Source organism: Mycobacterium sp. IS-1556, assembly GCF_001499985.1.
Taxonomy (GTDB): Bacteria; Actinomycetota; Actinomycetes; order Mycobacteriales; family Mycobacteriaceae; genus Mycobacterium.
Map to the genome: position 1 here is coordinate 59,778 of NZ_LQIM01000010.1, position 25,311 is coordinate 85,088.

General features: G+C 66.5%; 25 protein-coding genes. 7 read left to right on the forward strand and 18 right to left on the reverse strand.

Annotated features, from left to right (window positions below):
• Positions 1–7 precede the first annotated feature (7 nt).
• From AU187_RS08735 to AU187_RS08805, 16 genes are all read right to left on the reverse strand, one after another.
• On the reverse strand, positions 8–301 hold the full coding sequence (locus AU187_RS08735) for a WXG100 family type VII secretion target (RefSeq protein ID WP_059166616.1): 294 nt from the start codon (positions 299–301) through the stop codon (positions 8–10).
• Between the two features lie 36 nt (positions 302–337).
• Positions 338–640: a hypothetical protein gene (locus tag AU187_RS08740; protein WP_082691796.1), complete on the reverse strand. Its 303-nt coding sequence runs from the start codon at positions 638–640 to the stop codon at positions 338–340.
• A 78-nt stretch (positions 641–718) separates the two neighbouring features.
• On the reverse strand, positions 719–2,095 hold the full coding sequence (locus AU187_RS08745) for a PPE family protein (protein ID WP_059166618.1): 1,377 nt from the start codon (positions 2,093–2,095) through the stop codon (positions 719–721).
• A gap of 4 nt (positions 2,096–2,099) precedes the next feature.
• Entirely contained in the window at positions 2,100–2,399 is a 300-nt protein-coding gene (locus AU187_RS08750; protein WP_059166619.1) for a PE domain-containing protein, read from the reverse strand.
• Between the two features lie 187 nt (positions 2,400–2,586).
• Complete coding sequence (locus AU187_RS08755) at positions 2,587–2,997, reverse strand: helix-turn-helix domain-containing protein (RefSeq protein WP_082691779.1); 411 nt, start codon at positions 2,995–2,997, stop codon at positions 2,587–2,589.
• A complete protein-coding gene (gene eccCa / locus AU187_RS08760) occupies positions 2,990–7,153 on the reverse strand; it encodes a type VII secretion protein EccCa (protein ID WP_082691780.1) in 4,164 nt (1,387 codons plus the stop codon). The genes AU187_RS08755 and eccCa overlap by 8 nt, the downstream gene beginning before the upstream one ends.
• A gap of 6 nt (positions 7,154–7,159) precedes the next feature.
• Entirely contained in the window at positions 7,160–8,638 is a 1,479-nt protein-coding gene (gene eccB, locus AU187_RS08765; protein WP_059166622.1) for a type VII secretion protein EccB, read from the reverse strand.
• 161 nt (positions 8,639–8,799) lie between these two features.
• Positions 8,800–11,235, reverse strand: coding sequence for an EspK C-terminal domain-containing protein (locus AU187_RS08770; protein ID WP_059166647.1), 2,436 nt, complete (start codon positions 11,233–11,235; stop codon positions 8,800–8,802).
• A complete protein-coding gene (locus AU187_RS24925) occupies positions 11,235–11,852 on the reverse strand; it encodes a hypothetical protein (protein ID WP_082691781.1) in 618 nt (205 codons plus the stop codon). The genes AU187_RS08770 and AU187_RS24925 overlap by 1 nt, the downstream gene beginning before the upstream one ends.
• Entirely contained in the window at positions 11,849–12,190 is a 342-nt protein-coding gene (locus AU187_RS24930) for a hypothetical protein (protein ID WP_082691782.1), read from the reverse strand. The genes AU187_RS24925 and AU187_RS24930 overlap by 4 nt, the downstream gene beginning before the upstream one ends.
• A gap of 13 nt (positions 12,191–12,203) precedes the next feature.
• Entirely contained in the window at positions 12,204–12,881 is a 678-nt protein-coding gene (locus tag AU187_RS25895; protein WP_286131889.1) for a hypothetical protein, read from the reverse strand.
• 82 nt (positions 12,882–12,963) lie between these two features.
• Positions 12,964–13,368 carry a YbaB/EbfC family nucleoid-associated protein gene (locus tag AU187_RS08785; RefSeq protein WP_082691783.1) on the reverse strand — a complete coding sequence of 135 codons (405 nt, stop codon included), beginning with the start codon at positions 13,366–13,368 and terminating at the stop codon, positions 12,964–12,966.
• The gene (locus AU187_RS08790) at positions 13,365–15,155 is read right to left on the reverse strand and encodes a hypothetical protein (RefSeq protein ID WP_082691784.1); all 1,791 of its coding nucleotides are present in this window, start codon (positions 15,153–15,155) and stop codon (positions 13,365–13,367) included. The genes AU187_RS08785 and AU187_RS08790 overlap by 4 nt, the downstream gene beginning before the upstream one ends.
• An 8-nt stretch (positions 15,156–15,163) precedes the next feature.
• Positions 15,164–15,463 carry a hypothetical protein gene (locus AU187_RS08795; protein WP_059166627.1) on the reverse strand — a complete coding sequence of 100 codons (300 nt, stop codon included), beginning with the start codon at positions 15,461–15,463 and terminating at the stop codon, positions 15,164–15,166.
• Positions 15,464–15,470: 7 nt separating this feature from the next.
• A complete protein-coding gene (locus AU187_RS08800) occupies positions 15,471–15,785 on the reverse strand; it encodes a type VII secretion target (protein WP_082691785.1) in 315 nt (104 codons plus the stop codon).
• Between the two features lie 33 nt (positions 15,786–15,818).
• On the reverse strand, positions 15,819–17,432 hold the full coding sequence (locus AU187_RS08805) for a DUF4226 domain-containing protein (RefSeq protein ID WP_059166629.1): 1,614 nt from the start codon (positions 17,430–17,432) through the stop codon (positions 15,819–15,821).
• A 470-nt stretch (positions 17,433–17,902) separates the two neighbouring features.
• On the opposite strand from AU187_RS08805, the gene AU187_RS08810 reads away from it, so the two are divergent.
• From AU187_RS08810 to AU187_RS08820, 3 genes are all read left to right on the forward strand, one after another.
• Positions 17,903–18,337: a hypothetical protein gene (locus AU187_RS08810; protein ID WP_059166630.1), complete on the forward strand. Its 435-nt coding sequence runs from the start codon at positions 17,903–17,905 to the stop codon at positions 18,335–18,337.
• Between the two features lie 250 nt (positions 18,338–18,587).
• Complete coding sequence (locus tag AU187_RS08815) at positions 18,588–19,766, forward strand: helix-turn-helix domain-containing protein (protein WP_286131891.1); 1,179 nt, start codon at positions 18,588–18,590, stop codon at positions 19,764–19,766.
• A 124-nt stretch (positions 19,767–19,890) separates the two neighbouring features.
• Positions 19,891–20,187, forward strand: coding sequence for a hypothetical protein (locus AU187_RS08820; RefSeq protein WP_059166631.1), 297 nt, complete (start codon positions 19,891–19,893; stop codon positions 20,185–20,187).
• A gap of 25 nt (positions 20,188–20,212) precedes the next feature.
• Here AU187_RS08820 and AU187_RS08825 read toward each other — a convergent pair whose 3' ends face one another.
• Together AU187_RS08825 and AU187_RS08830 are read right to left on the reverse strand one after the other, a co-directional pair.
• On the reverse strand, positions 20,213–20,440 hold the full coding sequence (locus AU187_RS08825) for a hypothetical protein (RefSeq protein WP_059166632.1): 228 nt from the start codon (positions 20,438–20,440) through the stop codon (positions 20,213–20,215).
• 43 nt (positions 20,441–20,483) lie between these two features.
• Positions 20,484–20,972 (reverse strand): DUF2637 domain-containing protein, encoded by a 489-nt coding sequence (locus AU187_RS08830; protein WP_172800193.1) that lies wholly within the window; start codon positions 20,970–20,972, stop codon positions 20,484–20,486.
• A 1,146-nt stretch (positions 20,973–22,118) separates the two neighbouring features.
• Between AU187_RS08830 and AU187_RS08845 the strand changes: the two genes are divergently transcribed.
• The 4 genes from AU187_RS08845 to AU187_RS08865 all read left to right on the forward strand — a co-directional run bounded on the left by AU187_RS08845 (position 22,119) and on the right by AU187_RS08865 (position 25,295).
• Positions 22,119–22,487, forward strand: coding sequence for a hypothetical protein (locus AU187_RS08845; RefSeq protein ID WP_059166635.1), 369 nt, complete (start codon positions 22,119–22,121; stop codon positions 22,485–22,487).
• Between the two features lie 79 nt (positions 22,488–22,566).
• Positions 22,567–22,809, forward strand: coding sequence for a DUF2188 domain-containing protein (locus AU187_RS08850; RefSeq protein WP_059166636.1), 243 nt, complete (start codon positions 22,567–22,569; stop codon positions 22,807–22,809).
• A gap of 876 nt (positions 22,810–23,685) precedes the next feature.
• A complete protein-coding gene (locus AU187_RS08860; protein ID WP_059166638.1) occupies positions 23,686–24,405 on the forward strand; it encodes a ParA family protein in 720 nt (239 codons plus the stop codon).
• A complete protein-coding gene (locus tag AU187_RS08865; protein ID WP_059166639.1) occupies positions 24,402–25,295 on the forward strand; it encodes a ParB/RepB/Spo0J family partition protein in 894 nt (297 codons plus the stop codon). The genes AU187_RS08860 and AU187_RS08865 overlap by 4 nt, the downstream gene beginning before the upstream one ends.
• The last annotated feature ends 16 nt before the right edge of the window (positions 25,296–25,311 follow it).

Genomic DNA, 25,311 nt, shown 5'->3' on the forward strand with positions numbered 1-25,311 from the left:
TCCTTACTCAGATGCCGACGAACCGGGCGGCGTTGGCCGCGTCGCCGACTGCGGTGTTGCTCGACGCCCCGCCGGTGGCGGTGCCGTGCCGGTTGATGGTCTCGAAGACCTGCTGGTAGGCCTGGGTGATCGAGCGCTGGGCCTCGGCGTAGGCGGTGGCGCCCTTGTCGGCCCAGAAGTCCTGCGTCTGGGCCAGGACGTTGAGCGCCTGCTCCTGAAGACTGTTCAGATGTGCGACCAGGCCAGATTGCGCGGCCACATGGTCGGCCATCTTCGCGTGGTCGTAACGCATACCCTCCATGGGTGTTCTCCTTCGAAGTTGTTGTTGGTGAGGGGATTACGCCTGGGTGGCGACGCTGGACAGGTTGGCCTGGTTCTCGGCCTCGACGCGGTCGTACTCGTTGGCGCCGATCTGCATGGCCTGGATCACCTGATCGAATCGCGCCGACACGTTGCGCCCCGTGGTGGCGACCTCCTCGGTGGTCTTCATCGAGGCGACCGATGCGACACCGACGAACGCGGAACCGCCGAGGTCCTGGTTCATCGTGACGTAGCGGCCCAGGGCGTTGAGCGTCTGGTTCTTGATTTCGTCCAAGCTGCTGGCCGCGTTGCGCAGTTTGGTTGAGTCAGTCTGGAACATGTCCACTTCCTTTCGATTCCCGTGAGGGATGTGCGTGCTGGTTCTTTGTCATGTGTTGCGCCGGTTGCCGCCGGGCGATCACCCTCCCCCGTCTGTGTAGACCACGCCATTGGCGGTCAGAATGGGGATGGCGTCAGCTTCGTCGAGGACCACCGAGAGCGAGGTGTCGTCCTCCCCGCGGCTCGTGCTCTGGTCGCGCCGCTGCATCGCCTGCGCGGCGCCCATCGGCATCATCCCGGGCATACCCGAGCCCATCGGCGTACCTGTGCCCGTGCCCGGCAGGCCTGCGCGAGCGGCCGCGGCCGGCTTGTTCTGCCCGGCGGAGCTGGACCCGTCGGCTGCAGAGGCTGGTCCCCACCAGGCCGCGGGCATCCCGATCGGTCCACCACTCATGCCGGCGCCCGCAGGTTTGGTCAGGGCAGCCGTCACCGGGCCGCCGCCGGAGCCGAAGCCGCCGCTGACGCCGTTCATCGATGACGCGAGGCTGGCGCCGGGCGAGCTGGCCGACAGCCCCCCGAAGGGCCCGCCGCCCATACCACCCATCGACCCCATCATTCCGCTCAGCGCACCACCCATTTGCATGGGCGCCTGCGCAACCTGCGAGAGCGGCTGGGTCATCCCCTGGGCCATCGACGGCAGCGAACTGGCCATGCCCATCATCGACTGGCCGGAGCCGAGAAGCTCGCTCCCACCCGGCTGGGCCAGCTGCGGCGTGCCGGTCGCGCCGATGTCACCATCGGCGCCCGACTGGCCGGTGCCCGCACTGGTGGCCGCCGACAGTGCGGCAGGCGCTGCGGAGGAGACAGCCTGGCCGGCAGCCTGCAGCGGGGCGCTGAGCCCCTGCATGGATGCTTGTACGCCGGTCTGCACCCCTGAAGCCCCCATACTGGCCACGCCCGCGGCCAGCCCGGCGGGATTCGCGCCGGTCACCAGCGGTGGGCGCAGCGGCACGCTGAGCCCGGAGGCAATGCCGGCCGCGGCGGTGGAGTAACCGGTCATCGCTGTCGCGTTCTGCGCCCAATACTCGCCGTACTCGACGTCAGCTTCCGCGATGGCCGGCGTGTTCTGGCCGATGATGTTGGTGGCCACGAGGGTCGCCTGGCGGATGCGGTTGGCGACGACCACCGGATACGGGATGGTCGCTGCCACCGCCGTGGAGTGCGCGGCGGCGGCCTCGCTGATCAAGCAGCTGGCCTTCTCCGCGTGCGCACCCGCTTCGATCTGCCACTCCGATTTGGGGACGGCCGCCGCCATCATGGAGGTGCCGCCCTGACCCCACCAGCTGCCCGCAGCGGTCGTGGCGGCCGTGGCCATCATCTGCGCACCCTGCTGCATGTGCGTGACCCCAGCGGCCTGGTAGCCGGCCACGACCGACGTCATGGCCGCAGCGCCGGGTCCGGTGGTCAGCCGGATGGCGTTGGTCTCGGGAGTCAAGCCCCAGTAGTGGACGGGCATATTCTCAGAGCAGCAGTGAGGCCTGGTTGACGGCCTCGGTCGCGACCGACGTCACCCCGGAGATGGCGACGTCGCCAGCGAACATCCCGCGGTCCGCGACGTTGACTCCGGTCTGGGCGAGGAACTGCGCATTGTGTGCCTGGATCGCGGTGGCCAGAAGCGCGGAGACCTCCTCACTTCCCATCGGCACGACGGCGGTCATCGCCGGTGCGGAACCGGCGAGGACACCGGCGGTGGTCGCTGTTCCGGTGGCTTCAGCTACTGACTGAGCAGCAACCCCAACCGGGTCAACAAAAAAGGTCACGATGAGCCTCCCCTAAGGCGCTAGGTACCTGATACGCCGAGACTAGAGCGGTTCTGCCAGGGCTGCCACCAGCGCAGCCACATTTACTGTCAACAAATTTGATATTCGCCGCTGGTCCACTCATGCCTCGGACATTTCGTTACTTCGCAATTATCTCAGCTACCGGCGCATGGTCCGGACACATATTTCAGCGGGAACGGGTGGCCAGCTGAACTGCGGATTCTGCGATGTCTCCGATGAGCTCGAGCCGCTTGCTGAGCGTTTCCGCGGCCGCGGACCCGGCCCTGGCTTCCTGTGCGATCTGAGTGAGCTGCTCCACTAGCACTTTCGCGGTCCCGCTCAGCGGATATTCGATGTCGGCGCGCAAAGTCGGTTCCGCGCCGCCCAGCACGGTGGCGAAACTGCCCGGGGTCCAGCCGAGCGCGGCTTCTATCCGCCCACGGGTGACTTCGCGCCCAGGGATCTTCCCCCGATTGATCAGGTCGGTGATCGTGGAACGGCCCACCCTGGCGATCTTGGCCAGATCCATCTTGGACAAGCCCAAGTCCAGCCGTGCTGCATCAACGGCTGCCCCCAGCCGATGTCCCGGATCAGTCAAGGGGCAGAACCTTTGCGATCTGCGCGGGGGCCGACAGCCGGTCGGTCACGTAGATTCCTCGGCCCACCGGCTGCCTGGCTGCACGAACGCCCCTGATCAGCTCGCCTTCCATGCGGGCGCCGTCCATGACGACGGTGGGGACGGTTTGGGCGATGAGCCGCCCGGCCAATGGAGACGACATCGCCGGCCCCCACGGGAAGCGCCGACCGACGATCAGGTGCAGGCCGACCTCGCGCGCGCGGTCGATGTACTTGGTCAGCCCCTCCACCGCCGGGCCCTTGCCGTCCGCGCGGAACATGTTGGCTCCAGCGCTCCAACCCGCGACGATCTGCTCGTCGTCGATGAGGACGAAGATCTCGGGCCCCGACCATGACCGCGTAGCCTGCGCGAGTTCTTCCTGCCCGGCGCGGCCGCGAGGCATGCGCGGCGCCAGCAGCGCGTCGATGTGGCCGGCCATCGCCCGCACATCGTCCTCGTAGTAGGTGTAACCCTCAGACTCCACACCGTCCTCGCCGATGTAGCGGCCCAGGTGCGGGCCTTGAACCACTCGCACCAGCGAGTTGCCGGGGTCGATGACGTAAATCTGGGCTTCCTCGGGTCGATAGCACCGCATGATCGACCGGGCGACCGCCGCCAGCGAGTTCGACAAACCGCACTCCGGGTTGCCGATGAACAGCAGGTGCGGATTGCGGGCGAAGTCGGCTTCGGCGGCCACCAGACCCACCTCGGAGATGCCGAAGGGCACCAAGCCCGGGCGCGCTTCCCGCTGGGCGGCGAACACTTCATCGACGCTCACCGTGCTCGGCAGCATGCGGACCTGTGCGACCTGATCGACACCGGTGAGCTTCGTGATCACCTCGGCGGCCTCACGCGGGCCGATTCTCCTTCCGTCTGGATCGGACAGGATGGGCAGTGCGGTCTGGAAGTGATAGCCCGCCATCGACGTGCCTCGGCCGCTGATGGTCTCGGTCCGCGTTTCCGCGTCCGGGTCGCTGGGATCACCGAGCAGTTCACGCTTACCGAACGGCACCTTCTTGGCGACATCGCGGTTGTTCTTGGACGGATCGTCTTGGCTGCCAAGGGCCAACTCGACGTTCAGCGTGAAACTGTTCGACATCCAGGAGGGGAAGCCGCCAGCGATCCAGCCGGCGGCGGCAACGATCGCGCGCACGCCGAGGCTATTGCCGCGCTCCATGATCACGCCCAGGTCGGCGAGCAGATCCTCGCCGAAGGTCGTGCGGAACTGCTGCCAGCCATCGATGACCAGAAACACCTCCCCGAAGGCGTCATCGGGTACCGGGCCGGCCTCACCACCGAACTTGCGGGCGCGGAAGCTCTCGATGCTCAAGCCCAGCCGGCTGAACGCCTCCTCGCGCTCCTCGACGAGCAGCTTCATCTCCGCGATCGTGCGCTGCACCCGCTCGCGGTCACCCGCCCGGGCGAACGAGCTCACGTGCGGTAGCGACTCGACCTCGTTGAGGCCCGGACCGCCCATGGCGACCACGACGAACTGCACCCGTTTCGGGTGATACATCATGGCCGCGCCCGTGATGATCGTTGTCAGTGCGGTGGTCTTGCCCGAACTCTGCTGGCCGATGACCGCACAGTTACCCGCGGAGAAGTCCAGGGCGTACACGCGCTGCGCGTGCTGGAACGGGCGGTCCTCGATCCCCACCGGGAACAGCAGACCGGCAGTGTGCCCATAGTCCTGGTACCAGGGCTTGCGCCGCAGACGGCGCACCAAATCTTCGACGGGCACCGGCTCCAGCGGCGGCAACCACATCTGGTGGACCGGCACCCTGGTCTGCTCGCGCAGAGACTTGATGGAGGCCTCAAGCTCGCGGATCGGTTGGCCATCTGCACCGAGCACGGTGTCGGCCGATTCCACTGGGGCCGCCGAGAGCTTCGGCGCAGACGCGATCGCGGCCATGGGCGCAGCGGTGAACACCTCCGGAGCCATGTACCCGGCCTGGGTACGCACCGCCTCGGCGGCCACCCGCCGAGGCGGATGGTAGACCTTGCGCGCGAACGCCGATTGGAAACGCACAAGCCGATCCCGGCCCTGCACCCGCAATAGTCCTGCACCGGCGGGCTTTTCGGGAAGATGCTTGGCTTCGTCGGTGCCGATGATCGCCATCGACTCCCCGGCGTCGAGGGTGCGCAGCCCCACGCGGATCGGGATGTTGGCCATGATGCCTGACTGCATCTCATGCCCAAGGCGCTGAGACCCCAAGATCATCTTCACGTTCAAAGCGCGGCCCTGGCGGCCGATCTCGTCGATGATCTTCTTCGAGTCGGGTGCTTCGATGAACATCTGCGTGAACTCGTCGATGACGATGATGAGCGCCGGCAGCGGCTCCAGCCGTTGCCCCAAATGGATTCGGCGGTACTCGTACTCGGCGACCTCGCTGATTCCCGCCCGGTCGAGCAGCGACTTGCGCCGCTCGAGCTCGCCGTTGATGACGTCGCCCATGCGCTCGATCCACAACGAGTCGTCCTTCAAGTTACCCATGGCGGCAACGACATTGGGCAATCCGGCAACCATGTTAGCCGTCGTCTTACCCTTGAAGTCGAAGAACGCGAACACCAACGTCTCCGGGGAATGAGTAAGGGCCGCCGACAGGATCAACGTGGTGAGAAACGACGACTTACCCGAACCGGTTGTGCCCGCGATGACCATGTGGTGGCCCATGCCGCCTTCATGGGTCTCCTTGAAGTCGATGTAGACCGGCGCCCCGGTCGGATCGACGCCGATCGGGAACTGCAACCACTTCGCGCCCCACGAGTTGTCCTCGAACGGAGGGCCGGGCAGCGTGGGCGCCCACAGCTTTTCCACGTCCAGGTTGCCGGGGTCGTCGATGCCGAGGATTTTGTAGAGGTCGGCGTCAACGGAAGAGTCGTCGATGAGGCTGCGAGAGCGCTCGCCCTCCACCCGGTAACGGGCCATCTTACGGGCCAACACCCGCGCGCTGGCCATATCCATCGAGTCGGGGCGGCAGAACCATTGGCCGCGGTGGGTGACCTCAGTCTCCGAAACCCAGAACGTGTTGGTTTCTTCGAATCCGAGCCCGCGGCCCGGCTCATCCGAGAGAGCCAGGAAGGTCACCCCCGCCACGCCGCCAGCGCGGGTCAACGTCTCCCAGTGACGGTCATCGCCGCGGCGCCGGCGGTCATCGATCACCAGCCAATGCGGCGTGACGGTAGAGTTCGTGCGGAAGGCATCGCGACCGTGCAGCTCTGTGCCGACCGCCGCGTCCATCTGTTCTCCGGTGGTCCACACCATCCGGGTAGGACCACCGCGATCCCGCAGCGTCGGGTGCGCGCAGTGCGGCAACCACTTACACCATTCCCAGCGGGCGATGTCGTCGGTGACGATCATGATCTTGAAGTCGCGCGGTGAATGCGCCACCGCGGCTTGGCAAATCATCGCGCGCGCCAGCCCGTACACCGCATCCATGCCGTCACGGCCGAGCAGCGCCATACCGGCAATGTTGCGTAGTAGCAGCGGTTTTGGCGCGTTCTGCAGCTTGCTCTGCGTCTGCAGGAACGCCGAAGCGGCGTCATAGGTGACCGGCTCGTAATCCTCGCGGCGGCCCAGCTCGTTGCTCTCCAGCTCTTTGACGACCTTCGAGGTGCCCAGACCGACCCGCACCTGGCTGTAAAACACCTTGAGCACAGGATCATTGGGCGTGCGACACCACATCCTCGCCGACCCAACCAGCCCGGACAGCAGCGCCGGCTCGGGATGGAGATACTCGAACTGCGCGTGCTGGGCCCGGGCGGCGTCTTGGACCTTTTCCCGCGTCTCATCGAGGGTCATGGCGTAGTCGCGCAGCGCCTGTTCCATCTGCGGACCCGTGAGCTGCTTGTCGCCGCCGCCGCCGCGATTGGCAAACATGTAGGACCCCATCGAAACGATCATCATGATGGGGAAAAGCAGCGTCATCATGCCCATCGTTCCGGTGCGCAGACCGGGCTGAGAGAGCATGAGCGCGATGATCCCGAGGAACGCGACGCCCATGACCACCGGCAGGATGATCGCGGCCTTGCTGCGGGGCACCGGCCGCGGGGCCTCCAGCGGTTCGGGCACCGTCTCGCGCCCACCCATCGTCGGAGGGACCTTCACCGAGCCCTGACGGGGCTTCACTGTTGCCATGCGGGTCTACCGTCCTTGTTCGGTGATCGGGGCCGCGGAGCCGGCCAGCGTGTCGTGCATCGTCATCGCCGCCTTCTTCGACAGCTCCGGGCCGGCGGGCCACACCCGCAGCAGTGGCCACGGCGCCAGGCGGGGCGCGACATCTTTGAGCCCCAGCGCCTGCAGTGCTTCATCGTCGAACGGGACGCCGTACCGCGCCCCCGATTCGCTGATAAGCCAAAGGGTTTCGCGACGAGCCGAATCGGCGCTTGCGCCCGTCGTGGACACCCATGTTGCCGGATTGTCAGCCAGCAGTACCTGATCGGCCAGCCTGCCCTGGTCCTCATCGGCGACGACCAGCGGAACCAGGTGGGCCTCCTGCTCGGCGGTCACTGGCAAGGCGCGGCCGACCAGAAGCCGCTGGCGGGCTTGCCGATCCGTTGCGCCTCGGTCCCAGGCCACGCACAGCACGGGGTCGGCACGCCAGTTCACGACTTTGAGCGGCTCTGTCGGATAGTCGGTCACGTCGAGCACATCTCGAACAGGGACATCGCCCAGCACGTCCGGCGAGATGCGAGGCGGCTGCGTCACGCCGAACGAATCCCGTTGGCGCAGCATGGCTGCCACGACCGAGGACACCGGCTGCACACCATCGGCGAGCACGACATAGAACTGATCCTTGCCCGAGGCCACATCCTGAGACACCACCACCGATCCATTCACCAAAGGTGTAGGCGTACCCAGGTTCACTGTGCTGGGCTGGCCGGCCCCCGGCACCGCCGGAACCACCAGAGGACGACCAGCCGGAAGGGCGTCGACCATGGCCTGCGAGAGATCGACCGGTGCACCGGCCTCCTCCAAGCCCAGCGGCTCAACGACTGCCCTGTCGGAAAGGTCAACCGGCATCCGCACACCATTGGTGATGACATACGCCTGCTCGTTGAAGGTGCCAAGAACGGCTGTATCGGCGCCAACCTCGCGGGCCCGATCACCCAAAGTCAACTCGCCGTTGATCCCGGTGATCACGGGACGCCCGCTCATCGATTCCGACGCGGTGTCGCACACCGCCCATCGAGACACCTCCGGCGTGAACACCCGAGGCGGCTCGGTGGGAGCGCCCTCGATGCCGACCAACGGTCCCCGAGGCCACTTGGCGAGGTCGTCGGGACTGACGAACGTCGGCTCGGCCGGGTCCCCGGCAATGAGCCACGCCGACACCAAGTTCAACGCCGGATGCAGCCTGCCGTCCACTGAAACGAAGACCGTGCCGAGTTTGCGGTCGGCCACAATCTTGGAGTTGTTGACCAGGCCTGCGGGCCTTAACCAGCCCACCACGAGCGCGCCAACCATCACCAGGACAGCCAGCAGCGCCGAGATCATCAGCATCAATCGCTGGGTCCGTATCCGGTCGGTCTGCATGCGCACCGACCGGCGCTGAAAGGCGAAACCCAGCCGCCGGCGCAGGAAGTAGTGACCTCGCACCTGTGTCTTGGAAGCCAGATTCATCGGCACCCTCAAACCGTACCGTGCAAAACAACGAGTCAGCCACCACCGCAGCCAAAATGACTTTGAAGGAGTTGTGGTGATGTTGCTGGGTCAGCGTCGGTGTGATGCCTTGCGCGTCGGTCCCCCTCGGCGTGGAGGGCTCGACGGCGGGCTCTGCGGGGTTACCCAGCGTGCACAAGATCCTCTTCGACACTGGCGAGCGACTCGACGATCAGATCGCGGATGTGGACGTTGCCGGCGGCCGCCGCGGCGTAGCACATGTCGGGCAGCGGCAGGGGGCGAGTAGCCCATCCGCCGATCAGCTCGGCGGTGCGCGCCACCATCCAGTGCGCGCGGTAGCGGGCAAGTTCTTCAATGGTCTCGCTCGGATCAGCCTGACCGACAAACCCTGGCCGGAAGATCGAAGTGACAGTGTTGAAGTCCTTGGCCGCCGCGTCGTACTCAGCCCACTGCTGCGGGTTTGGCTCCCGGTCTCCGCCGCGGGTGAGCCAGATCTGACGCACGGGATTAGGGATCCCGCCGTCCACCGCTACCGCCTGGGTGGTTGCCGTGTTCATCAGCAGGGCGCTGGCGGCCGCCACGATCCTGTCTTGGAGCATTGGATCAGCGTCCATCACGCGCAGCAGCCGCGGATACACGTCAGGCCACAGCACCGCCAGCCGGTGCTCATGCATCCCATCCATTCCGGGCGCAGCGGCCTGCTGCCCGGGCTGAAGTAGTGGATTCGTCTGTCGCGTGCACGACGGCGGATGCTCTACCCCGGCATCACGCAGTGCCGTCAACGGCCCCGTGGTCGCAGCCGCCACCAGCCGCCAGCCCATCTCGGCGCGCAGCTGCGCGTACTCGATGAGAACTCGCGCCGGATCAGACCAGCCGAACCACAGTTGCCGAAAATGGTCGTCCACCAAAGGATCTGTTGCCAATACCCGGACCGAGCGGGGCACGTAGACGCCCGCGGGAATGTAGCTGGCCCCATCATTGGATGTGATAACGGTTTCAGTGCCGCTTGGTGAGCGGAAAACCCCCACCGCCCACTCGATCGGGTAGCCAACCGCCTGGGCGGCGTGCTGCAGCTTCCATGCCAGCTCCTTCGCGGCCGCCGCATCGGCCGATTCCCGGCGCTCACGCGCCGCAGCCGTTTGGCCCGCTGCAACCACACTCGCCGGTATCAGGGTCGCACCCGCCCCGGCACCCGATGACGACGGTGCAGCCGAAGGCGCGTTGCTGCCCGCGGCGAGCGTTCCGGCCGGGACCGTCGCCGCGGGGGGCGGCGCAGCGCCGGCCGGTGGACCCATCGAGCCCGGCGGAAGCATCATCGGGGCGCCGCCACCGCCGGTGCCCATGCCAGTCCCGGTCGGAGCAGCAGCGGCCGGAGCCGCCGGCGTGACCATGCCCGGCTGAGCCGCAGCCGGGGAAATTCCACCGCCGCCTGGAGCGGCCGTCACAGGTGTGGCCGACACCGGGTGCCCCCCTCCGGTCAAGGCCGGTGAGGGACTCGATGGAGCCGGGGGCGCAGAGGGCACCCCGCCACCGATGCCAGCTCCTGTCGACAACCCTTGGGAGAACGCCGCAGCAGGTGATCCAGCGCCTGCACCCGAGCCCGGAGCCCCTCCAGCACTGGGCAGTCCGCTTCCCGTGCCAGGCATCTGACCCATGCCGCTACCCAGTGGGTTGGACCCCATCCCGGGCATTCCGCCGCTCCCCAGTCCGCCCGGCATCTTCGGCATCCCGCCGCCGGTGCCAAGCCCACCTCCACCGCCAGTGCCCATGCCGCCCATTGACGGCATACCGCCACTACCAACTGGAGAGGCTGCCTGCCGCGGCGACGTCACACCAGGGGTCGCCTGCGTAACCGGACCAGTTGCCGCTGTTACCCCTCCGCCATCCGCATTCACGGAGCTTCCGGGCTCAACCCCCGGCTGAGTCGCGGACGCCCCGTCTAGCCCGGTTGGCGGGCTCGCGGTTGGTTTGTCTTCAGAGCCGACATCGTGCGGGTTCTTCAACGGATCGTCGTCTTGGGTGATGCCGGGGGATGTCTTGTTGTCGACGGGCTGAATGGCGGGGCTCGTCGCGATGTCGCCGTATCGGGTGAGAAGGTCTAGCGCGCGGGTGTTTTCCGCGCTGGCCTTGAACGACGTATGCAGTGCCATCGCCGCCTCAACACCCCAGCCAGTCTGGGTGCGGGCCTGCGCATGGTAGGTACCGACCAGGGCCTCGCGCTCTCCCGGGAGCTTGGCGGCGTTGATCGCAGCGTCCGCATCACGGACCAATTGGTCCTGCGCTGCAGCAGTTTCCCGCAGCACGACAGCAATCCCGTTGCACTTCTTCGCAACGCCGGCGTGCCACTCACTGATCGTCTTTGCTTCCTCAGCCAGCATCGCCCCGGCCTCATGAGCCTTGTCGAAGCCTGCTGAATCGGCGGCGTCACGGAATGCGGCGTTGTCTTGCACGATCTGCTGGTGAATGCCGTTCCACGCCGCAGCGCCCGCCTGGTATGACTGCTCCTGGGCCTCCCAGTGTGCCGCGTCCGGCGGAACCATGTCCGGCGTAACAATCAGCGGGCCATACGATCCCGCAGCTCCCCCTGTCGAGGGCATCAGCGCAACCCGCACGCCGGCGCGATCACATCCACAAGGTCATTTCCTCGATCGCGGGCCGTGTTTGATGCCCCCCAGTCACGGATGTTCGCACTATGAAAGCTGTCGATCTGCGCCGCAGTCCATTCGTCAATCAATGCGCGCAAGTCAGGCGGAGTGGCAGCACTTGTCTTCTCTCGAAGGTGTGCGATCTGGGAGGTTCCAACCAGTTTCTCGTTCGTGCGTGCACCGCGTGTCTCGGGACTTGATCCTCCAGTCGAATCAGCCAGCGCCGCACGGCTTTTAGCTGCCACGGCTAGGGTCCGGGCGGCCTGTTCCCATGCTGCGCAAGTGGATTCTTTGGCTGCCAGAATCTGGGCGCTGGTGTACTTGGCTGGTGGTGGGGGGACGATGTTCACGGTGTGCTGTGCCGGCGTGATGGGGTTGGCGAGTGCGACTGCCGTCGCTACCGCCGCTGCGGCGGCGATAACAAATGCCCCTGCGGCGGCGAACATTCCGGCGCGGCGCGGATGAGGTGTCCGCTGTGTTGGTGGTCCACCCGCGTTCTGAGGGGGAGGTGCGGGTGGACCACCTGTTGGGGTGGTTTGGTGCGTCGTCGACGTCGCGTAGGTGGTCATACCGCCACGGTCCCGCCGCTGGGTATGAGGGTGAGCGACTGCCGGTTCTCGTTTTCGGTCGTCACCATCGTCGTGACGGACTCGGTTTTGCGTTGATAGATGCCTGCGATCCGCCGCCCGCCGCCAGCGTTGAGGCCTTGCCGGATTGCTTCATCCTCGGCAATGGTCTCTGTCAGCGGCGCCCACATCGGCCGGGCTGCGCAAGCGGCCGCGGCACCCGATGACGCTGCGCCCGAGGGGGCTTGGGCGACAGTCTCGGCGACCAAAGCGGGAGCCGACGCGTTCGCTGCCTGAGCCTCGACCGGCTTGAGGGTGAAAGGCTTGGTTACCGCAGGCATTGAGTTTCCCCTCCTACTTCTGGCAGGCCGCGTGGACTTTGTCCATCGCGGTCTGGCCCTGCTGTGCGGGTAGGTTGCGGTCCTGGCCGCTGGTGTCGGCGGCCAGGACGGCAAGCGTGGCGTCGATGTAGTCGCCCATCGGGTCGGCGATCTCGCGTGGTGTGGCCGGCGGGGTGTGCAGGCGCAGGTACTCCATTTCGACCAGGACCACCGCTTGCTCATTGGCGAGCGCGGCTTTGTACTCGGGGCTGTCGCGGTTGGGCAGCGCCGCCACGAGCGGCACCGAGGCCTCGTACACCGCGGCGACCACTGACTTGGCCGCGGCGCACGCCTCGTCGCGGGCTGCGCTGACTTCTTCGGCGCTGTAGGTGGGTGCGGAGGGTGTCACTGTTGTGGTGACCGGCGCCGGATCGGGGCGCGTCCACGCCAGAGCGCCCATCACTACCGCTGCCATCGCGAGCACGACCGCGCCACCTGAAAGCGCCCACACCGACTTCGGCTTGCGTTCACGCGGCGCGGGGGCCGGCGGCATGAAGGGGGCTGGTGGATAGGCCTGAGGGGGGAGCACTCCGGTGGGGGTGCCTTGGGGGAATCCACCCGTCGGTGGCTGTTCCGGCCCCCGCGGAGGGGCCCACGGCGAGCCTGGACCCGCCGCAGCGGGCCCGACCTGCGGTGACGTGCCCTCGTTCATGCATTAACCGTAGCGCCGATTGACGACATGTGGCTACCAGCACGGCCCGATTCGCCATCACCGGTTGGCAGCGTGACCTGCATTACTGGAGCTTGTCGAGCAGCTCAGCAGCCTCTCGGGCTGCCTCTTCTGCGTTCTGCTCGATGACGGCACGCTCGGCGTAGGCGTCGGCAACAGCAGCCTGCAGCGTCGTGCTAATTACCTGCTCAAGCCCCTCGTTTGTGTAGCGCGTCGTGCATCCTGGGGCCAGCGACAATGACATCAGCCGCCCATGATGATTGACCGACAGCTGGACGTCACCGTCAGCGCTTTCCATGTGGACGTCGATGCTGGCCCACTTTTTCCGAAGATCCCGGAGCGTCTGCTGAACGCGCTCGATCGTCGCAACATTGCGGGCCACCAACTCGGCGTCTGATTCGTAGGCTGCGGGGCGAGCGCCGTTGAGCGTGGCCACTGGCCTGGCGGCGGATCCGTGCGCTGCGGTCATTTCGCATCCCCTTCGCTGTCGGGTGGCATCGTGACGCGGCGGCGCGGACGACCGGGAGCAGCTTGGTCTCCGGATCCCGTTTTGGTGGCAGCGGCGTTGTCGACGCTGACGGTTTGGCGACGTTCGACCTCACCTTTGACGGGCTCTCCGTTCGGAATGGAGGGCAGGACCACGGTCTTGTCCGGTGGCGGCTTCGCGCGGTCGCCACCCGCGCCGCCGCCAGCGCCCATGCCGCCCATCATCGGCGGAATCATGCCCATCCCGCCCATGCCGGCGCCGGCCGGTACGGGTGAGCCCGGCGGGCTCACCGCTCCGCTGCTGGTCGGCAGCGCCGGTGCACCACCGGTGGGCGCCGACGCAGCGGCCAACGCACCACCGCCTGGAGGCAGGGAGGTGTCCAGTCCGGCTGGCTCCATACCGCCACCGCTGCCACCACCACCACCGCCGCCGCTGCCGAGGCCGCCGCCGAAGTCAGACAGTCCCGCGTCGTCGAGCGGGGTATCGAGCCCGAGGTCAGGCTCCTCCTGGAGGCTCGACGCCGCACCCTGCATGACCTGCTGAGCGGCCCCCATGAGCTGCTGCGGAACGCTGGTCACTGCGCCCATGGCGCCGCCGAGAGCACCCGCGAGCATTGAGGGGACCATCGCCGCCATCGGAAGCATCTGCTGCATCGGGTCACCGCCCATGGGCGAGGCGCCCTCCGCGCCGGCCAGCAGCGGATCAGCGGCAGGGTCGGCCAATGGATCGCTACCCCCGGCGGCGGCTGAGGTCGCGTCGAGGTCGGACGACGCGCCCGCGCCGTGCTGATCTTCGCTCTCGCCGGGCTTACGCTCCCCTGGCTGTCCGGATCCTTCGCTGGGCGCGCTGGCCCCATCATTGACGATGTCGGTGACCGGCGGTGGCGGCGGCGGCGCCTGCGGCAGCTCCGAAAGGTGATAGGACACCCCGGCTGTCGTAGCTTTGTTGTCGAGCTGTTGCAGGTGATTGCCATACCGCACGAACTGGTCTGAACCCATCAGGCCGCCGGTCTGCATCATCAGCATCTGCGCACGGGTCATCGACTGCCGCGTATCGGTGAACTGCTGGGTGCGCGGAGTTTCTTGCTGGGTGCGGTCGAAGCGGCCACCGTGATCCTGCGCGGCTTGAGCCACCGTGGCGGAATGGGAAGCCATCTGATCGGCCCACGACGCGAACTTGTTCAACGAGGCCGCCAACTGCGGTCCGGTCTGCCCGGTGATGCCGGCCGCGACAGCGCTCTCGGCAGTCCGGGCGGCGACAGCGCAGGCTTCGAAAGCGCCCTGGTAGGCGCGGCATGCGGTGTGAAATGTCGCGCCGGCACTGCTGCTGCCCGCCTCGATCAGCCCAGCGGTCGCCTCGCCGGGGCGCGGAGCCATCGGCGCGATCGGCGTATCGGGTGCCACCGCGTTGGACTTGACGGCGGCCGGGGTCGCCGCGCCACCCCCCGCCGCCGCGGGTGCACCGCCCACAGCCAGCGATGCGGCGTTGGCGGCGTCGATTTCCGCCATGTTGGCGCTCACGGCGACCACGGCCTGCGCGGCCGCGGTCAGGACTGCTGCGCCGTCCAATGCCCGACTCGACAGCACTCCCCCGTGCTCGGAGAGCCGGGCCGCCGCGGTGGTCGACACCTCGTCCGGCGCCAATGGGGCATGAACGGGGGGTGCCGCTCCCAACGCCGCCAGACTGCCAGCGGCCGAGGTCATCGTTGCCGCAACCGTGGCCATCCCGCCGTAGGACACATCAAGGCGTGGCCCCCCACTGCTTGGCATGTCTTCCCCTAAAAGTCGATGGTCATCGCGAACGCGGCCACCTGATCCTCGGTGGGCAGAAATGAGCCCACGTTCTCCACGTGATTGCCTTCCATCTCCAACCGCAGCGCCAACTGTGACCGCAGGTAGGCCAGGGTATTCAATCGGATGATCCGCGCCGCCAACTCCTCGTCGGCGAGATCCATCGCCTCCGGCTCCAGCTGCACCCCGACCGAAGCGCCCTGACGGTCGACAGAGACGATGATGGACTCATCGTTGCTGGTGGCCTCGAAGACCTCCACCGTCGTCTGCTGCACGGACTCCAACACCAGCCCCCTACGTATCGGACGGGCTGATCGTCACGCGCGCCCGGTTCTCAGCCTCGACCCGCTCGTACTCGGCGGCCGAGGCCAACAGGGCATCACGCATCTGCTCATGACGCCGCTGCTCACTGGCCAAGGCTGCGTCGCGCTTGGCCGCAACATCGTTGACCGAAGCCTTGACCTGGTGATACAGCGGACCCAAGGTTTGCGCCTCGGTCGTCATCCGCTCGTTGTCGGCGCGAGCAGCCACGATCTGGTCGATCGCCTGCGCGTGCACCTCAGCACGACGACGCAGCTCAGAGGGATCGACCTGGACTACCACACTCATAATTTAACCCCGTTCGTCGGTGGATGCTGACACCTAGTTCGCCCCCGCCAGCACGGTTGCTGCCGGAGCTGCTGGAGCTGTCTGGACCTGCGGACGTGCCCAGCCCAGGAAGTTCGGGCCGGTAGGCATCTCCTCAACAGGGGTTACCTGCCCGTTCAACCAGACCTTGCCGTTGCCCAGCGCCATCACCCGGTGATCGGTGAACTGCGCGTAGTCCATCAGCTTCAGTTGACTGGGCGAGACCGGCTCATTCACCGGGGCACCCGGGGGCAGCACCGTGATCTGGGCCTGTCCCGCCGCGTCGTCGAGACTGGCGCCTTCGAGGACCAGGCGGCCAGCATGGGCCAACTGCGGATTGTCGGCAGTGACGGTCGACCCGTCCGGCAGCTTCACCGACACGTCGGGCCCGGGCTGTGCCGGAGGAACCTGCCCGGTCTCAGCGGCTACCGGCTGAGGCTGCTCACCCTCAGCGGGCTTGGCCGCCGCCGGCTCACTCACCGGCGCACCCTTGGCGTCCCCATCGGCGGCGGCCGCATCATCGGACTTCTCATCAGCGCTGCCTTGCTCGGGGCTCTCGGGCTTGGCCGCCAGCGGATCATCCTTGAGCGTTTCAGCCGGGTCATCCGCAGTGCGCGAGGTGGCTTCCTTGATCGCCCCGCCAATCGCACCGCCCAGATCGCCGAGTCCCCCTCCCCCGCCAAAGCCGCCCATTCCGGGCATCATCGAGCCCATCGCACCCGGCAGCCCAGACAGTGCACCCATCGCCGGGCCCGCCAGCCCGCCCAGGCCTGCCATCAGCGGATCGGAGGCCAGCCCGCTTAGCAGCGGGTCACTAGCCAGCGGGTCACCGGCCCCGGCGCCAGCATCCGCTGGCGGTGTTGCACCCGCCGAACCGCCTGTGCCACCCCCAGTTTGGCCGCTACCACCGTCTGCCGCCGGGTCCGTGGAGACGCCGCCCGTGCCGGCAGAATCCTTCACCGCGTCATAACGCTGAGCGAGCGCATCGAGCACTTCGGCCTTGGACTCGGCGTCCATCCCCGAGGACTTGACGATGCCCAGAATCTCCTGAGTCTTGCTCTGCAGAAAATCATTGAGCTGCTGCTGGCCGGCAGGGGTGTCCAAAGTTGGCCCCAGCTTATGGATTTGGTCCACCAGCGCGGCCTGCAACGCCTGCAACTGAGCTTTGCCCTCATCAGATCCCGTCTTGGCGCCCAGGACCGCATCCACGAGCTCCTCGTCGGCCTCGGCCAGCGCGGTCGTGTTCTTGGCCAACGCCTCATCAACACGCTGAGACGCTTCCGCCGCCCGCCCGGAAAAGCCGTCATCGGCCGGTGCCGACCCCTGGCCCGGCGCGGCTGGAGGGGCGTCGACACTGGCCGGCACCGTCGCCGGCGGGGCCCCGGGCGGGTCAACCAGCTTCGCCCCATCGAACAGCGTCGGGTTGTCCAGCCGCAGCGCCCCCAGATACTTGTCGTCAAGGGTTGTCGGCAGATCCTTGTTAATCAGCCATTCCTCGGGATGATTCTTCGCCCGTTGATACATGTCGTTGAGTGCGGCGAAGTCCGCATCGTTGAGCGTTCCGCGCCAGTCGGGCTTGAAGCGCAGGATGTGGTCAATCGCTTCGACGACCTCGGCCGCGGTGGCCATCAGCGGCCGCCTCCCTCAGCGCCGCCGCAGCACGAAACGGTTCTGTCCACGACAGAGACCCGCGCGCTAGGCGGCGTGCCGGACAGCTGATCCGCTGCGTCAGCGAGCATTGCAGCCAGCAGGTGCGCCACCAAAGAGTTCATGGATCGGACGATAAGAGCGCAGACCTTGACGGGTCCACCACCACAGCCACATTCGCCGTCAATCTCAGTGCCGACAGCTCAAGATCACGATTCGATCTCCAATGTCCGGCGTGTCGGTGGATTTTCTGAAAGAGCGTGCGTAAAGATCTGCGCACCGGAATGTCGCATCCAGTTGCACAATGACCAGCGTGTCCCGGCGGTTAATCCGCCAGCTGCGTGCGAAACTTCGGTCAGTAACACCAGCAACAGGAGGCACACCAGCCTTTGTGACCTGCTGCGTAGGACGCCGTCGACCATTCCCGCCCGAGACGAAAGGAGTGAGCGCCGTTGACCGCATCGGATGCGGCCCCCTCGGCCAGCCGACGGGGCCGCCCACATCTCGGTCCGCGCACGGTCGTCACTGCAGCGCTGTGGCCCGGGCTCGAGCGCCTCGTCGACGGCGCCCGGGGCACGCTGGATCGCTCACCATTTCTGGCCGACCTCCTGTCCTGGCATGTCGGCCGAGCGGACCTCATCCGCCACCTCCAGATCGCCCTACCGCTGCGAACTGACGGCACCGATGCCCTGGCGGCCCACTCCGCTGGAGCCACCAGGCATTGCACCGTGCGAGTACATCCCGACGTCGCCCACGAACTCGAAAGCGGCGCAAGCGAATCCGGGCTACCCCGCGCGGTCTACATCGCCGACGCCATCGCAGAGAGCCTTGGCGTCAGCCGGGCCCACGCCACCGCGAAAGAGGAGGGACTGCCCTTGGCGATGTAACCAATCTCAGCGCTTGGGATCTTTTCAGCCCTCCCGTAGGGAACTGTCTTGCTCGCTAGATCCCAGCGCAATACGCACACATCTTCATAGGCGCTAAACAGCCGTAAAGACGACTGTGCCCCCCGGCGGCAACCGGAGGGCCTGGTCGCGGCTTAAGCGCCACTTTCCCGAAGGGACTGTCGTGAGAGACAGGTCTCACGGTAGCGTATGCGCTGGCACTGGTCCAGATCTGCGCACCGCGTTTCTCCGTATGTCCACGCCGAATGTGGACAATTCGCCGCGCTCGTATCGCGGCTGCAGCACCACGGTGCGCCGACGCGGCACCATCCGCACGACCCCGGTCGCCGACGTCGTAGCTATCCGCCGCGGCCGCCGCATGGCCGGCCGGGAGCTGCCCTCCCCCAGCCAGTTCGTCACCCTCGAGATCGAGCCGGACGCGCACGCCGGCGTCGCGTGCTGGAGCGGTGGCCCCACTCGTTGGGCACAGGTAACCGTGGCGTGCGCCTACGACCAGCGCTACCGGCAGATCCGTGAGCAGATGACTGCCCCGGTCTCCAAGCGCGCCGTGGTGGCGATCGCCGCGGAGATGGCGCGCTTCGCTGACCGCAGCACCGGCCGTAACTGCCGGCCGAGCGTGGCGACACTGGCGACACGGACGGGTTTCTCGGAGCGCACTGTTCAGCGGGCACGTGAGTGCCTGCGTCTGCTGGGCGTTGCAACAGAGGTGGTTCGCGGCCGCCAGCGCACCTACGTGGAGCGGATGGCGTCCTGGCGGATGGGCGATCGGTGCCGCGGCTGGGCCTCAGTCTGGGCGCTGCACGACAACCAGCAGGTCAACCGGGTTATCCACATACTGACACCCCATCTGGAACGGTCCCCACTTAACACTGCTATCTCACCTTTGAAGAGACTGGTTACTACCCACGCGGGCGCCGAGGGCGCCCGGCAAGGCGTCGCTCCGCGCCGCCGAAGCATCGACAAGGACGGGCAGCGGCTAGCGCGAGCCTGGCGCGCACACCCCAAGGCACCACCGTGGTCACGCAAGTACGGTACCGGCGCCTGGGCAGCGGTTCTGGCCGCTCCCGCCCGTGCAGGTTGGACCGCCGAGGACCTCAACGCTGCCGTTTCGGACTGGCTGATCGGTGGCCACCGGATTTCCGACGCGCCGCCCCGGCCGATCGGGCTCATCGGAGCCATCTTGGCCGCCTACACAGCCCACAACGAGCTCTCCGTGCGCCCGATGGCCTACGCCGAGGCGGCCGCCGCCGCGGCCGCGGCCGAGCGGACCGAGCAGCAGCGTCGCCGCGCAGCCGAGCGCCAGGCGCACGCCGAAGGACGGGAGATCGGCCGACAGGCATTGCACGGACAGGGCCGAGCAGAAGTGGCCGCGGTGCTGGCCGCGATCAGACACCGGCGCGGCCGCCGATGAATCAGACCCCGAACCTACCGATACGAAATGTGCCTCTGCGCAGGTCACCGCGTTAACCGCGGGAGCCTGCACGGTCGTTTCGTACCGTGCAGACGGTAACCAATCACAGTCGGAAAGGAACCCAGTGCGAACGCGATACTTTGTCACCGACGGCCCACTAGCCACCACCGTCTCGGAGTGCTCGGAGAGCTACTTCCGCGAAGGCCTCGCCGCCGGTGGCGGCGGCGTGCGCATCCTTCGCCGCGACGGGTTTGTCGACCTCGTTACCGGCAGCCGTTACCTCGAACCCAACACTGCGATCCGCGCGGAGGTCAGCGAGGCCGTGCTCCAAGTCGTCTACCTTGGCGTGGTCATCGCGAAGTACGAGGAGTGGACCGACTACGCACTCTTCACCGCGGCGGACTACCCACTTGGTGTCTGATGTTCCGCAGGCGGGCGCAAAGGCTTCAAGGCAGCGACGTGCCGGGGTATGTCGGCTCGTCCGTGCGCTCGTCGAGCACGGCCTTGGCGGCGTCGCGGATGCGGGCCACAGTGTCGTGACGCAGCCCGAGCTGTTGCCCGATCTGGCGCAGCGCCAGGGGCGGCTGGGTGTCGTGGAGCATGCGCAGCGCGTCGGCGATCTTGGCGGTTGGGTGCGACAGCATCTGCCCGCGTTCGTGAATGGCCGCCGCCACCGCATCCCACCGCTCGAGTCGCTCAGCAGCAAGTGCGAGTGCGTCATCCTGCCGCTGGGCGATCTCGTCGCGGCTCGTACGGAGTGAACCTCCACAGGATCGAGAGAGCGTGGGTAACGAGAACGAGCGCGATCGGCGGCACACACGCAATCGCGGCTGCCCCCCACGACCCCAACACCGGACCCGGCAGATGGTCATTGGGCAGCATCGCGTGCACGGCATTGCCGGTCACACTGACCGCAGCACCAACCCCCAGCAGAGCCCAGAAGTAGCGGCGCGGCCCGCGCTGCTCCGGATAGGCCGAGAAGGCGACCAACGCCATCGTTGCCAACACGATCGTGCCGTCGATGATCACCGGCCACAGCCATGCCAAGTTCCCCGGCCATACAGTGCGAGCAGCTAGGTCTGCCAATGACGCGAACGATAGGACAAAGCTCAGCGCCGCAATAAGGACTGTTATCCCCACCGCAGTTGCTCGTGTCATGCGGATCAGCGAGAGGCGCGCAGCTCGGTCCTCGATCTTGTCGGACACCCCCCGGTCCGCCGCCACCACAGGCAGGGGATCCCCCGTCTCCGGGACACGATGAACTGCGTAATCCGACATAGGCGTCGCGGTCTGAGCCGGCCCGCTGGCGTCCTCAATGAGAAGTGCTGTCATAGGTATGCCCGTCCCTGTCGCAATTGGTCCCCAGGCGAAGCCTCGGCACACGTGCGCGCGCCTTGCTAGGTCAACACCCCTCGGGGCCGGTACAGGGCAGCATTCCGGACCACGCTGCGTATTGTCCACCACCAGAGGCGGATTCGTGCCGAGAGGACCCACACGGCGGCCCGACACATTTACGGAAAGCGGCTATTTCACCGATGACCCAGATCGTGACGAGCTGGATCACCTACGCACGGTCGAGCAGCCGTGCATATCGTTCGTGACTCTCCGGTCGGCGCTCGACGGGATCGTCAACCGTCCCCTGGTCGTGAGCAGTCCTATGACGCCCTGGCCGGTTCGGATCGAGCGTCGGCTTGTTCGCAGAACTGATGCGCCTGCTGGATGAGATCAGCGACCGCCGGCGCCAGCAACTCCGCGACTTTGACTCCGCGGGCCTCGGCATACCGTGTCAGGGCAGAATGGTCATCTTCGCTAACACGCTTAGCGACCAGCTTGGAAGACGCTCGGTTCTCCCGATGACGCCAGTTGCGCCGCCGGCCGTTCGCGTCGTCACCGGTATTCATATCTGCCACCAGACGCTCCGATCAGCTCGGCCCTGCCAGCCCACATGCTGAGCAGCTATTACACGATTCCGATAACACATTATCAGTAACATGTTCTGTGTAACACGAATCGTGTAATAGCATGTCAGGCGTGTCGTACGCACAGTCATTGAGAGTTCAGCAACTCTCTGCGACTGTGTTCGGGCAGAAGCACCGACTGGCCATCATGGCGGCAATCGCCCAAAGCGATGGGCTCGTCAATCCCACGGACTTGGCGATCGAACTGGGGTTCCACGCCCAAAGTGCTGTCCAAGCCCCGATCAGGGACCTCACAGAGGCCGGCTTGATCACCCGCCAAGAGGGCCCGGGTCGGGTCTACTACAGGCGGAATCCGCACCCGATTTGGGATGCGGCACTTGCCCTCCTCGGTCAAGCCCTCGGCTCGGAAGTTCCTTCCGACTCCAGATCATAGGTGGGCGAGCTGGAGTTTGGCCCATCGTGGTTTGCCGACAACTACGGTGTGGAGATGGCAGAGATTCAGTGGACTCGGCTACAGCAGTCGAACACGCTGAAGGCGGTAGGGATTGTGCGGGCTGCCGTCGGCAGTGATGATCCTCAACAGAATGTATTCGCGGCGACTCGCGCTGTGGCGCAGCTGGTTCCCGGTGGCGTCGATGCAACGAACGCAGCGTTCGCGGAGGCAGCTCCTGACTTGATCACCGGGTTGGCGAATGTGGCCGCGACGCTGGCTGAGCACTTCGCCGAGAAGTCGGGGATGCCGGTGGAGCAGATCCTCGACAACGTTGAGGTGGCGGTGCGAACGGTGAGGGTCGTCGACTAGCTCCATCGGACCCCCGGCCGTGTGGGTCTTTTCGTCGAAACTGCAAGCCGATGCACGCGCTGGCTGCCAGCATCGGAGGATGGCAGAGACCAACAGAAACGCACGTCACGTCGTCCCCAGCGAACGCGGCGGCTGGGATGTGCAGAAACCCGGCGCCGATCGTGCCAGCGCCCACTACGACACACAGGCTGAGGCCATAGACCGAGCACGGCAAATCCTGGAGAACGACGGCGGCGGGGAACTCACCATTCACGATGAGCAGGGGCGAATCCGGGCGAAGGACACCATCGACCGCCCCGATCCGTTCCCTCCGCGGGGGTAGCGGCACCCTTGGGCTCATCGCCCAGGATGACAGGCGACGTGCACCGGTCACGACGTGGCTGCGCCCCGCCGCGATGTCTGCGCGAGGTGCTCGTTTCCGACGGCGCCCGCCCGGCGGATCATGACCGACAGCGCGCGCCGCCGAACCGACATGGTGGCGGATGCACCGTCCGCGACGGAAGTGGCCACAACTGACCCCGCTGCTCTGATCTGCCGGCCGCTGAAAGGCTGTGGCATCGGGGTGGACCAGTCGCTGTGCTCGGGCGTGCGCTGGGTGTTCCAGCGGCCGCGGCCGCGCACAGCGCGAGCGTCCACGGTTGAGGCTGCGCGTCGATGCGCCACCGCGCTAGGCGGAGCGCCGTCCTCGCCGCTCCCCCAGCTCACAAGGCCGCCCCGATCGGAGTTCGAAGTTCGCATCGCGAGCAGCCGCTCTGCTCGCCCGACCCCAAACGCCGGGACAGCAGCAGCCGGCGCTTTCGGAGATCGGTTTTCCGCGGAAAACTGGGAGGTGCGCCGCGCACCTATCGGTAAGAGTGCTTTGTCGTTGGACGCGCAGCTTGCGCCAGCCAGCCGACCCGCCACGCGCGCCAGTTCTCCATCGAACTGACCATCGCGGCCCGTGGTTTTCCGCGGAAAACTGGCGCATATATGCAGGTCACACGCCTTCACGGTGCCGAGCGTGAGAATTGGACCGCTCCATAACCTATCTGCGTGAATGCCTGACGTGAGCCAGTTTTCCGCGGAAAACTGGCTCACTTGTTACCTCGTCTTGAGCGTGTCGTCGAGAGAATGTCGAGCGGCCGACGTAGCCTTCCTACCGTCTGTTCCGCAGAGCTTTCCGCATCCGCGAGTGAAGAACCTTGAAGGATCCCACGCCATGACCCGAGTAGTTACTCTCCTGAATCAAAAGGGCGGTGTCGGCAAAAGCACCGCCACTGTCAACCTCGCTGCCGTTCGCGCCGAGCGCCTCAGCCAGGGGCGGGATGAGGACGCCCAATCCCCCGTCGCCGCGATCTCTATTGACCCGCAAGGGTCCGCCCAATGGTGGGCCAACCAAGTCGAAGACCTACCGTTCCATCTGATTCAAGCGCATGACGATCCCCTCGAATGGCTCGCGCAACTGAACAACTTGCCGACCATCGATGAGGTCTATGTCGATACCGCCGGCTGGTTCGACCTGGACCCGGACGGCGCCGGAGACGGGCTTGGAAACGGTCATTCCGCCGACGCACTACGTACTGTTCTCGATGTGACCGACGAGGTGCTCGTGCCGATTCTTACCGAACCCCTCTGCTTTGACCCCACCGCGCGAACCATCCGGAAGATCCTCGAACCGCGCCAACTCCCCTACCGCGTCTTCATCAACAATCACGACAGCCGTGACGGCACGTACTGGCTCAACCAGACGCAAGAATTTGTTCGCGGGCGAGACTGGCCGCTCGCTGAGACGGTAGTCCGGCACTACAAGCTCCACACCAATGCCTCTAACGACGGTGTGGTGGTGACGCAGTACAAGAAGACCGGGAAAGCAGCCAACGCCGCTGCCGACTTCTACAACCTCGCCGACGAACTGATGGCGACCGGAGTTCACTCATGAGTCGCGGGGGAGTGAAGAGTTTTGAACGACTTGCCCAGGCGATCGGAGAGCAGTCGTCGGTTGACGGGACCACGGCGGGTTCGGTGATCGCCCCGCGGGCCGGCCTTTCGCGATCGGTCCCGCTGCGGGACCTGGTGGCTAATCCGCACAATCCGCGCGATTCGCTCGGCAACCTCGACGAGCTGGCGTCGATCGTCGACCATCAGCTCCAACCGGTGGTCGTGGTGACCAAGGGCGCGTTTGTGAAGCTCTATCCCGATACCGCCGTCGATGCGCGTTGGGTTGTGGTCCTCGGCAACCGCCGCCTAGCGGCTGCGCACAAGTTCGGCCGGCCCGAGCTCGATATCGTCATCAGGGACGAACTGGCTAAGGACAAGGCGACGCTGCTCACGGCTGTCATCGCCGAGAATGTCGACCGATCGGGATTCGACGTGATCGAAGAAGCCCGGGCGGTGGAGAGCTTGGTGGGGGAGTACCGCAGCGCAGACGCCGCCGCAGAACACCTCTGCAAGAGTAAGACCTGGGTTTCCCAGCGGCGCGCGCTGCTGAAGCTGGCGCCCGAACTGCAGGAAGCCACTCGCCGCGGCGAGCTGGCCATCCGCGATGCCCGCGATCTGGCGCGCGTCCCGCTCGAAGAGCAGGTGATCCGGTGGAAGAGAACTCGCACAGACCTCGATGCGGTTGACGGAGAAGGCCCCGCTGACGTCGAGGCGTCGTCAGGCAAAGGACGCACGGAGGGCGCCAGCTCCACCCAGGCGAGGGCGGTGAGCCGAGCCCTGCGGCGTTTCGACGTCGATCCCCATGCGCTCGCCGTCGCGTTGCACGGGCACCTCGGAGACGCTGGCTCGCGGACGCTGGCGAGTCAGCTCAGAAAGCTCGTCAAGCAGTAGCGAGCCGCAGGAGTGC

Bases quoted from the DNA above. Each gene is read 5' to 3' on its own strand.
- AU187_RS08815 (WP_286131891.1), top strand. From the start codon at position 18,588: ATGTCCACGCCGAATGTGGACAATTCGCCGCGCTCGTATCGCGGCTGC.
- AU187_RS24930 (WP_082691782.1), bottom strand. From the start codon at position 12,190: ATGCCTGCGGTAACCAAGCCTTTCACCCTCAAGCCGGTCGAGGCTCAG.
- AU187_RS08850 (WP_059166636.1), top strand. From the start codon at position 22,567: ATGGCAGAGACCAACAGAAACGCACGTCACGTCGTCCCCAGCGAACGC.
- AU187_RS08770 (WP_059166647.1), bottom strand. From the start codon at position 11,235: ATGCCCTCGACAGGGGGAGCTGCGGGATCGTATGGCCCGCTGATTGTT.
- AU187_RS08860 (WP_059166638.1), top strand. From the start codon at position 23,686: ATGACCCGAGTAGTTACTCTCCTGAATCAAAAGGGCGGTGTCGGCAAA.
- AU187_RS08805 (WP_059166629.1), bottom strand. From the start codon at position 17,432: ATGGCCACCGCGGCCGAGGTCGTCGAAGCGATTGACCACATCCTGCGC.
- AU187_RS08785 (WP_082691783.1), bottom strand. From the start codon at position 13,368: ATGACCGCAGCGCACGGATCCGCCGCCAGGCCAGTGGCCACGCTCAAC.
- eccB (WP_059166622.1), bottom strand. From the start codon at position 8,638: ATGAATCTGGCTTCCAAGACACAGGTGCGAGGTCACTACTTCCTGCGC.
- AU187_RS08745 (WP_059166618.1), bottom strand. From the start codon at position 2,095: ATGCCCGTCCACTACTGGGGCTTGACTCCCGAGACCAACGCCATCCGG.
- AU187_RS25895 (WP_286131889.1), bottom strand. From the start codon at position 12,881: ATGAACGAGGGCACGTCACCGCAGGTCGGGCCCGCTGCGGCGGGTCCA.
- AU187_RS08865 (WP_059166639.1), top strand. From the start codon at position 24,402: ATGAGTCGCGGGGGAGTGAAGAGTTTTGAACGACTTGCCCAGGCGATC.
- AU187_RS08800 (WP_082691785.1), bottom strand. From the start codon at position 15,785: ATGAGTGTGGTAGTCCAGGTCGATCCCTCTGAGCTGCGTCGTCGTGCT.
- eccCa (WP_082691780.1), bottom strand. From the start codon at position 7,153: ATGGCAACAGTGAAGCCCCGTCAGGGCTCGGTGAAGGTCCCTCCGACG.
- AU187_RS08735 (WP_059166616.1), bottom strand. From the start codon at position 301: ATGGAGGGTATGCGTTACGACCACGCGAAGATGGCCGACCATGTGGCC.
- AU187_RS08790 (WP_082691784.1), bottom strand. From the start codon at position 15,155: ATGCCAAGCAGTGGGGGGCCACGCCTTGATGTGTCCTACGGCGGGATG.
- AU187_RS08740 (WP_082691796.1), bottom strand. From the start codon at position 640: ATGTTCCAGACTGACTCAACCAAACTGCGCAACGCGGCCAGCAGCTTG.
- AU187_RS24925 (WP_082691781.1), bottom strand. From the start codon at position 11,852: ATGACCACCTACGCGACGTCGACGACGCACCAAACCACCCCAACAGGT.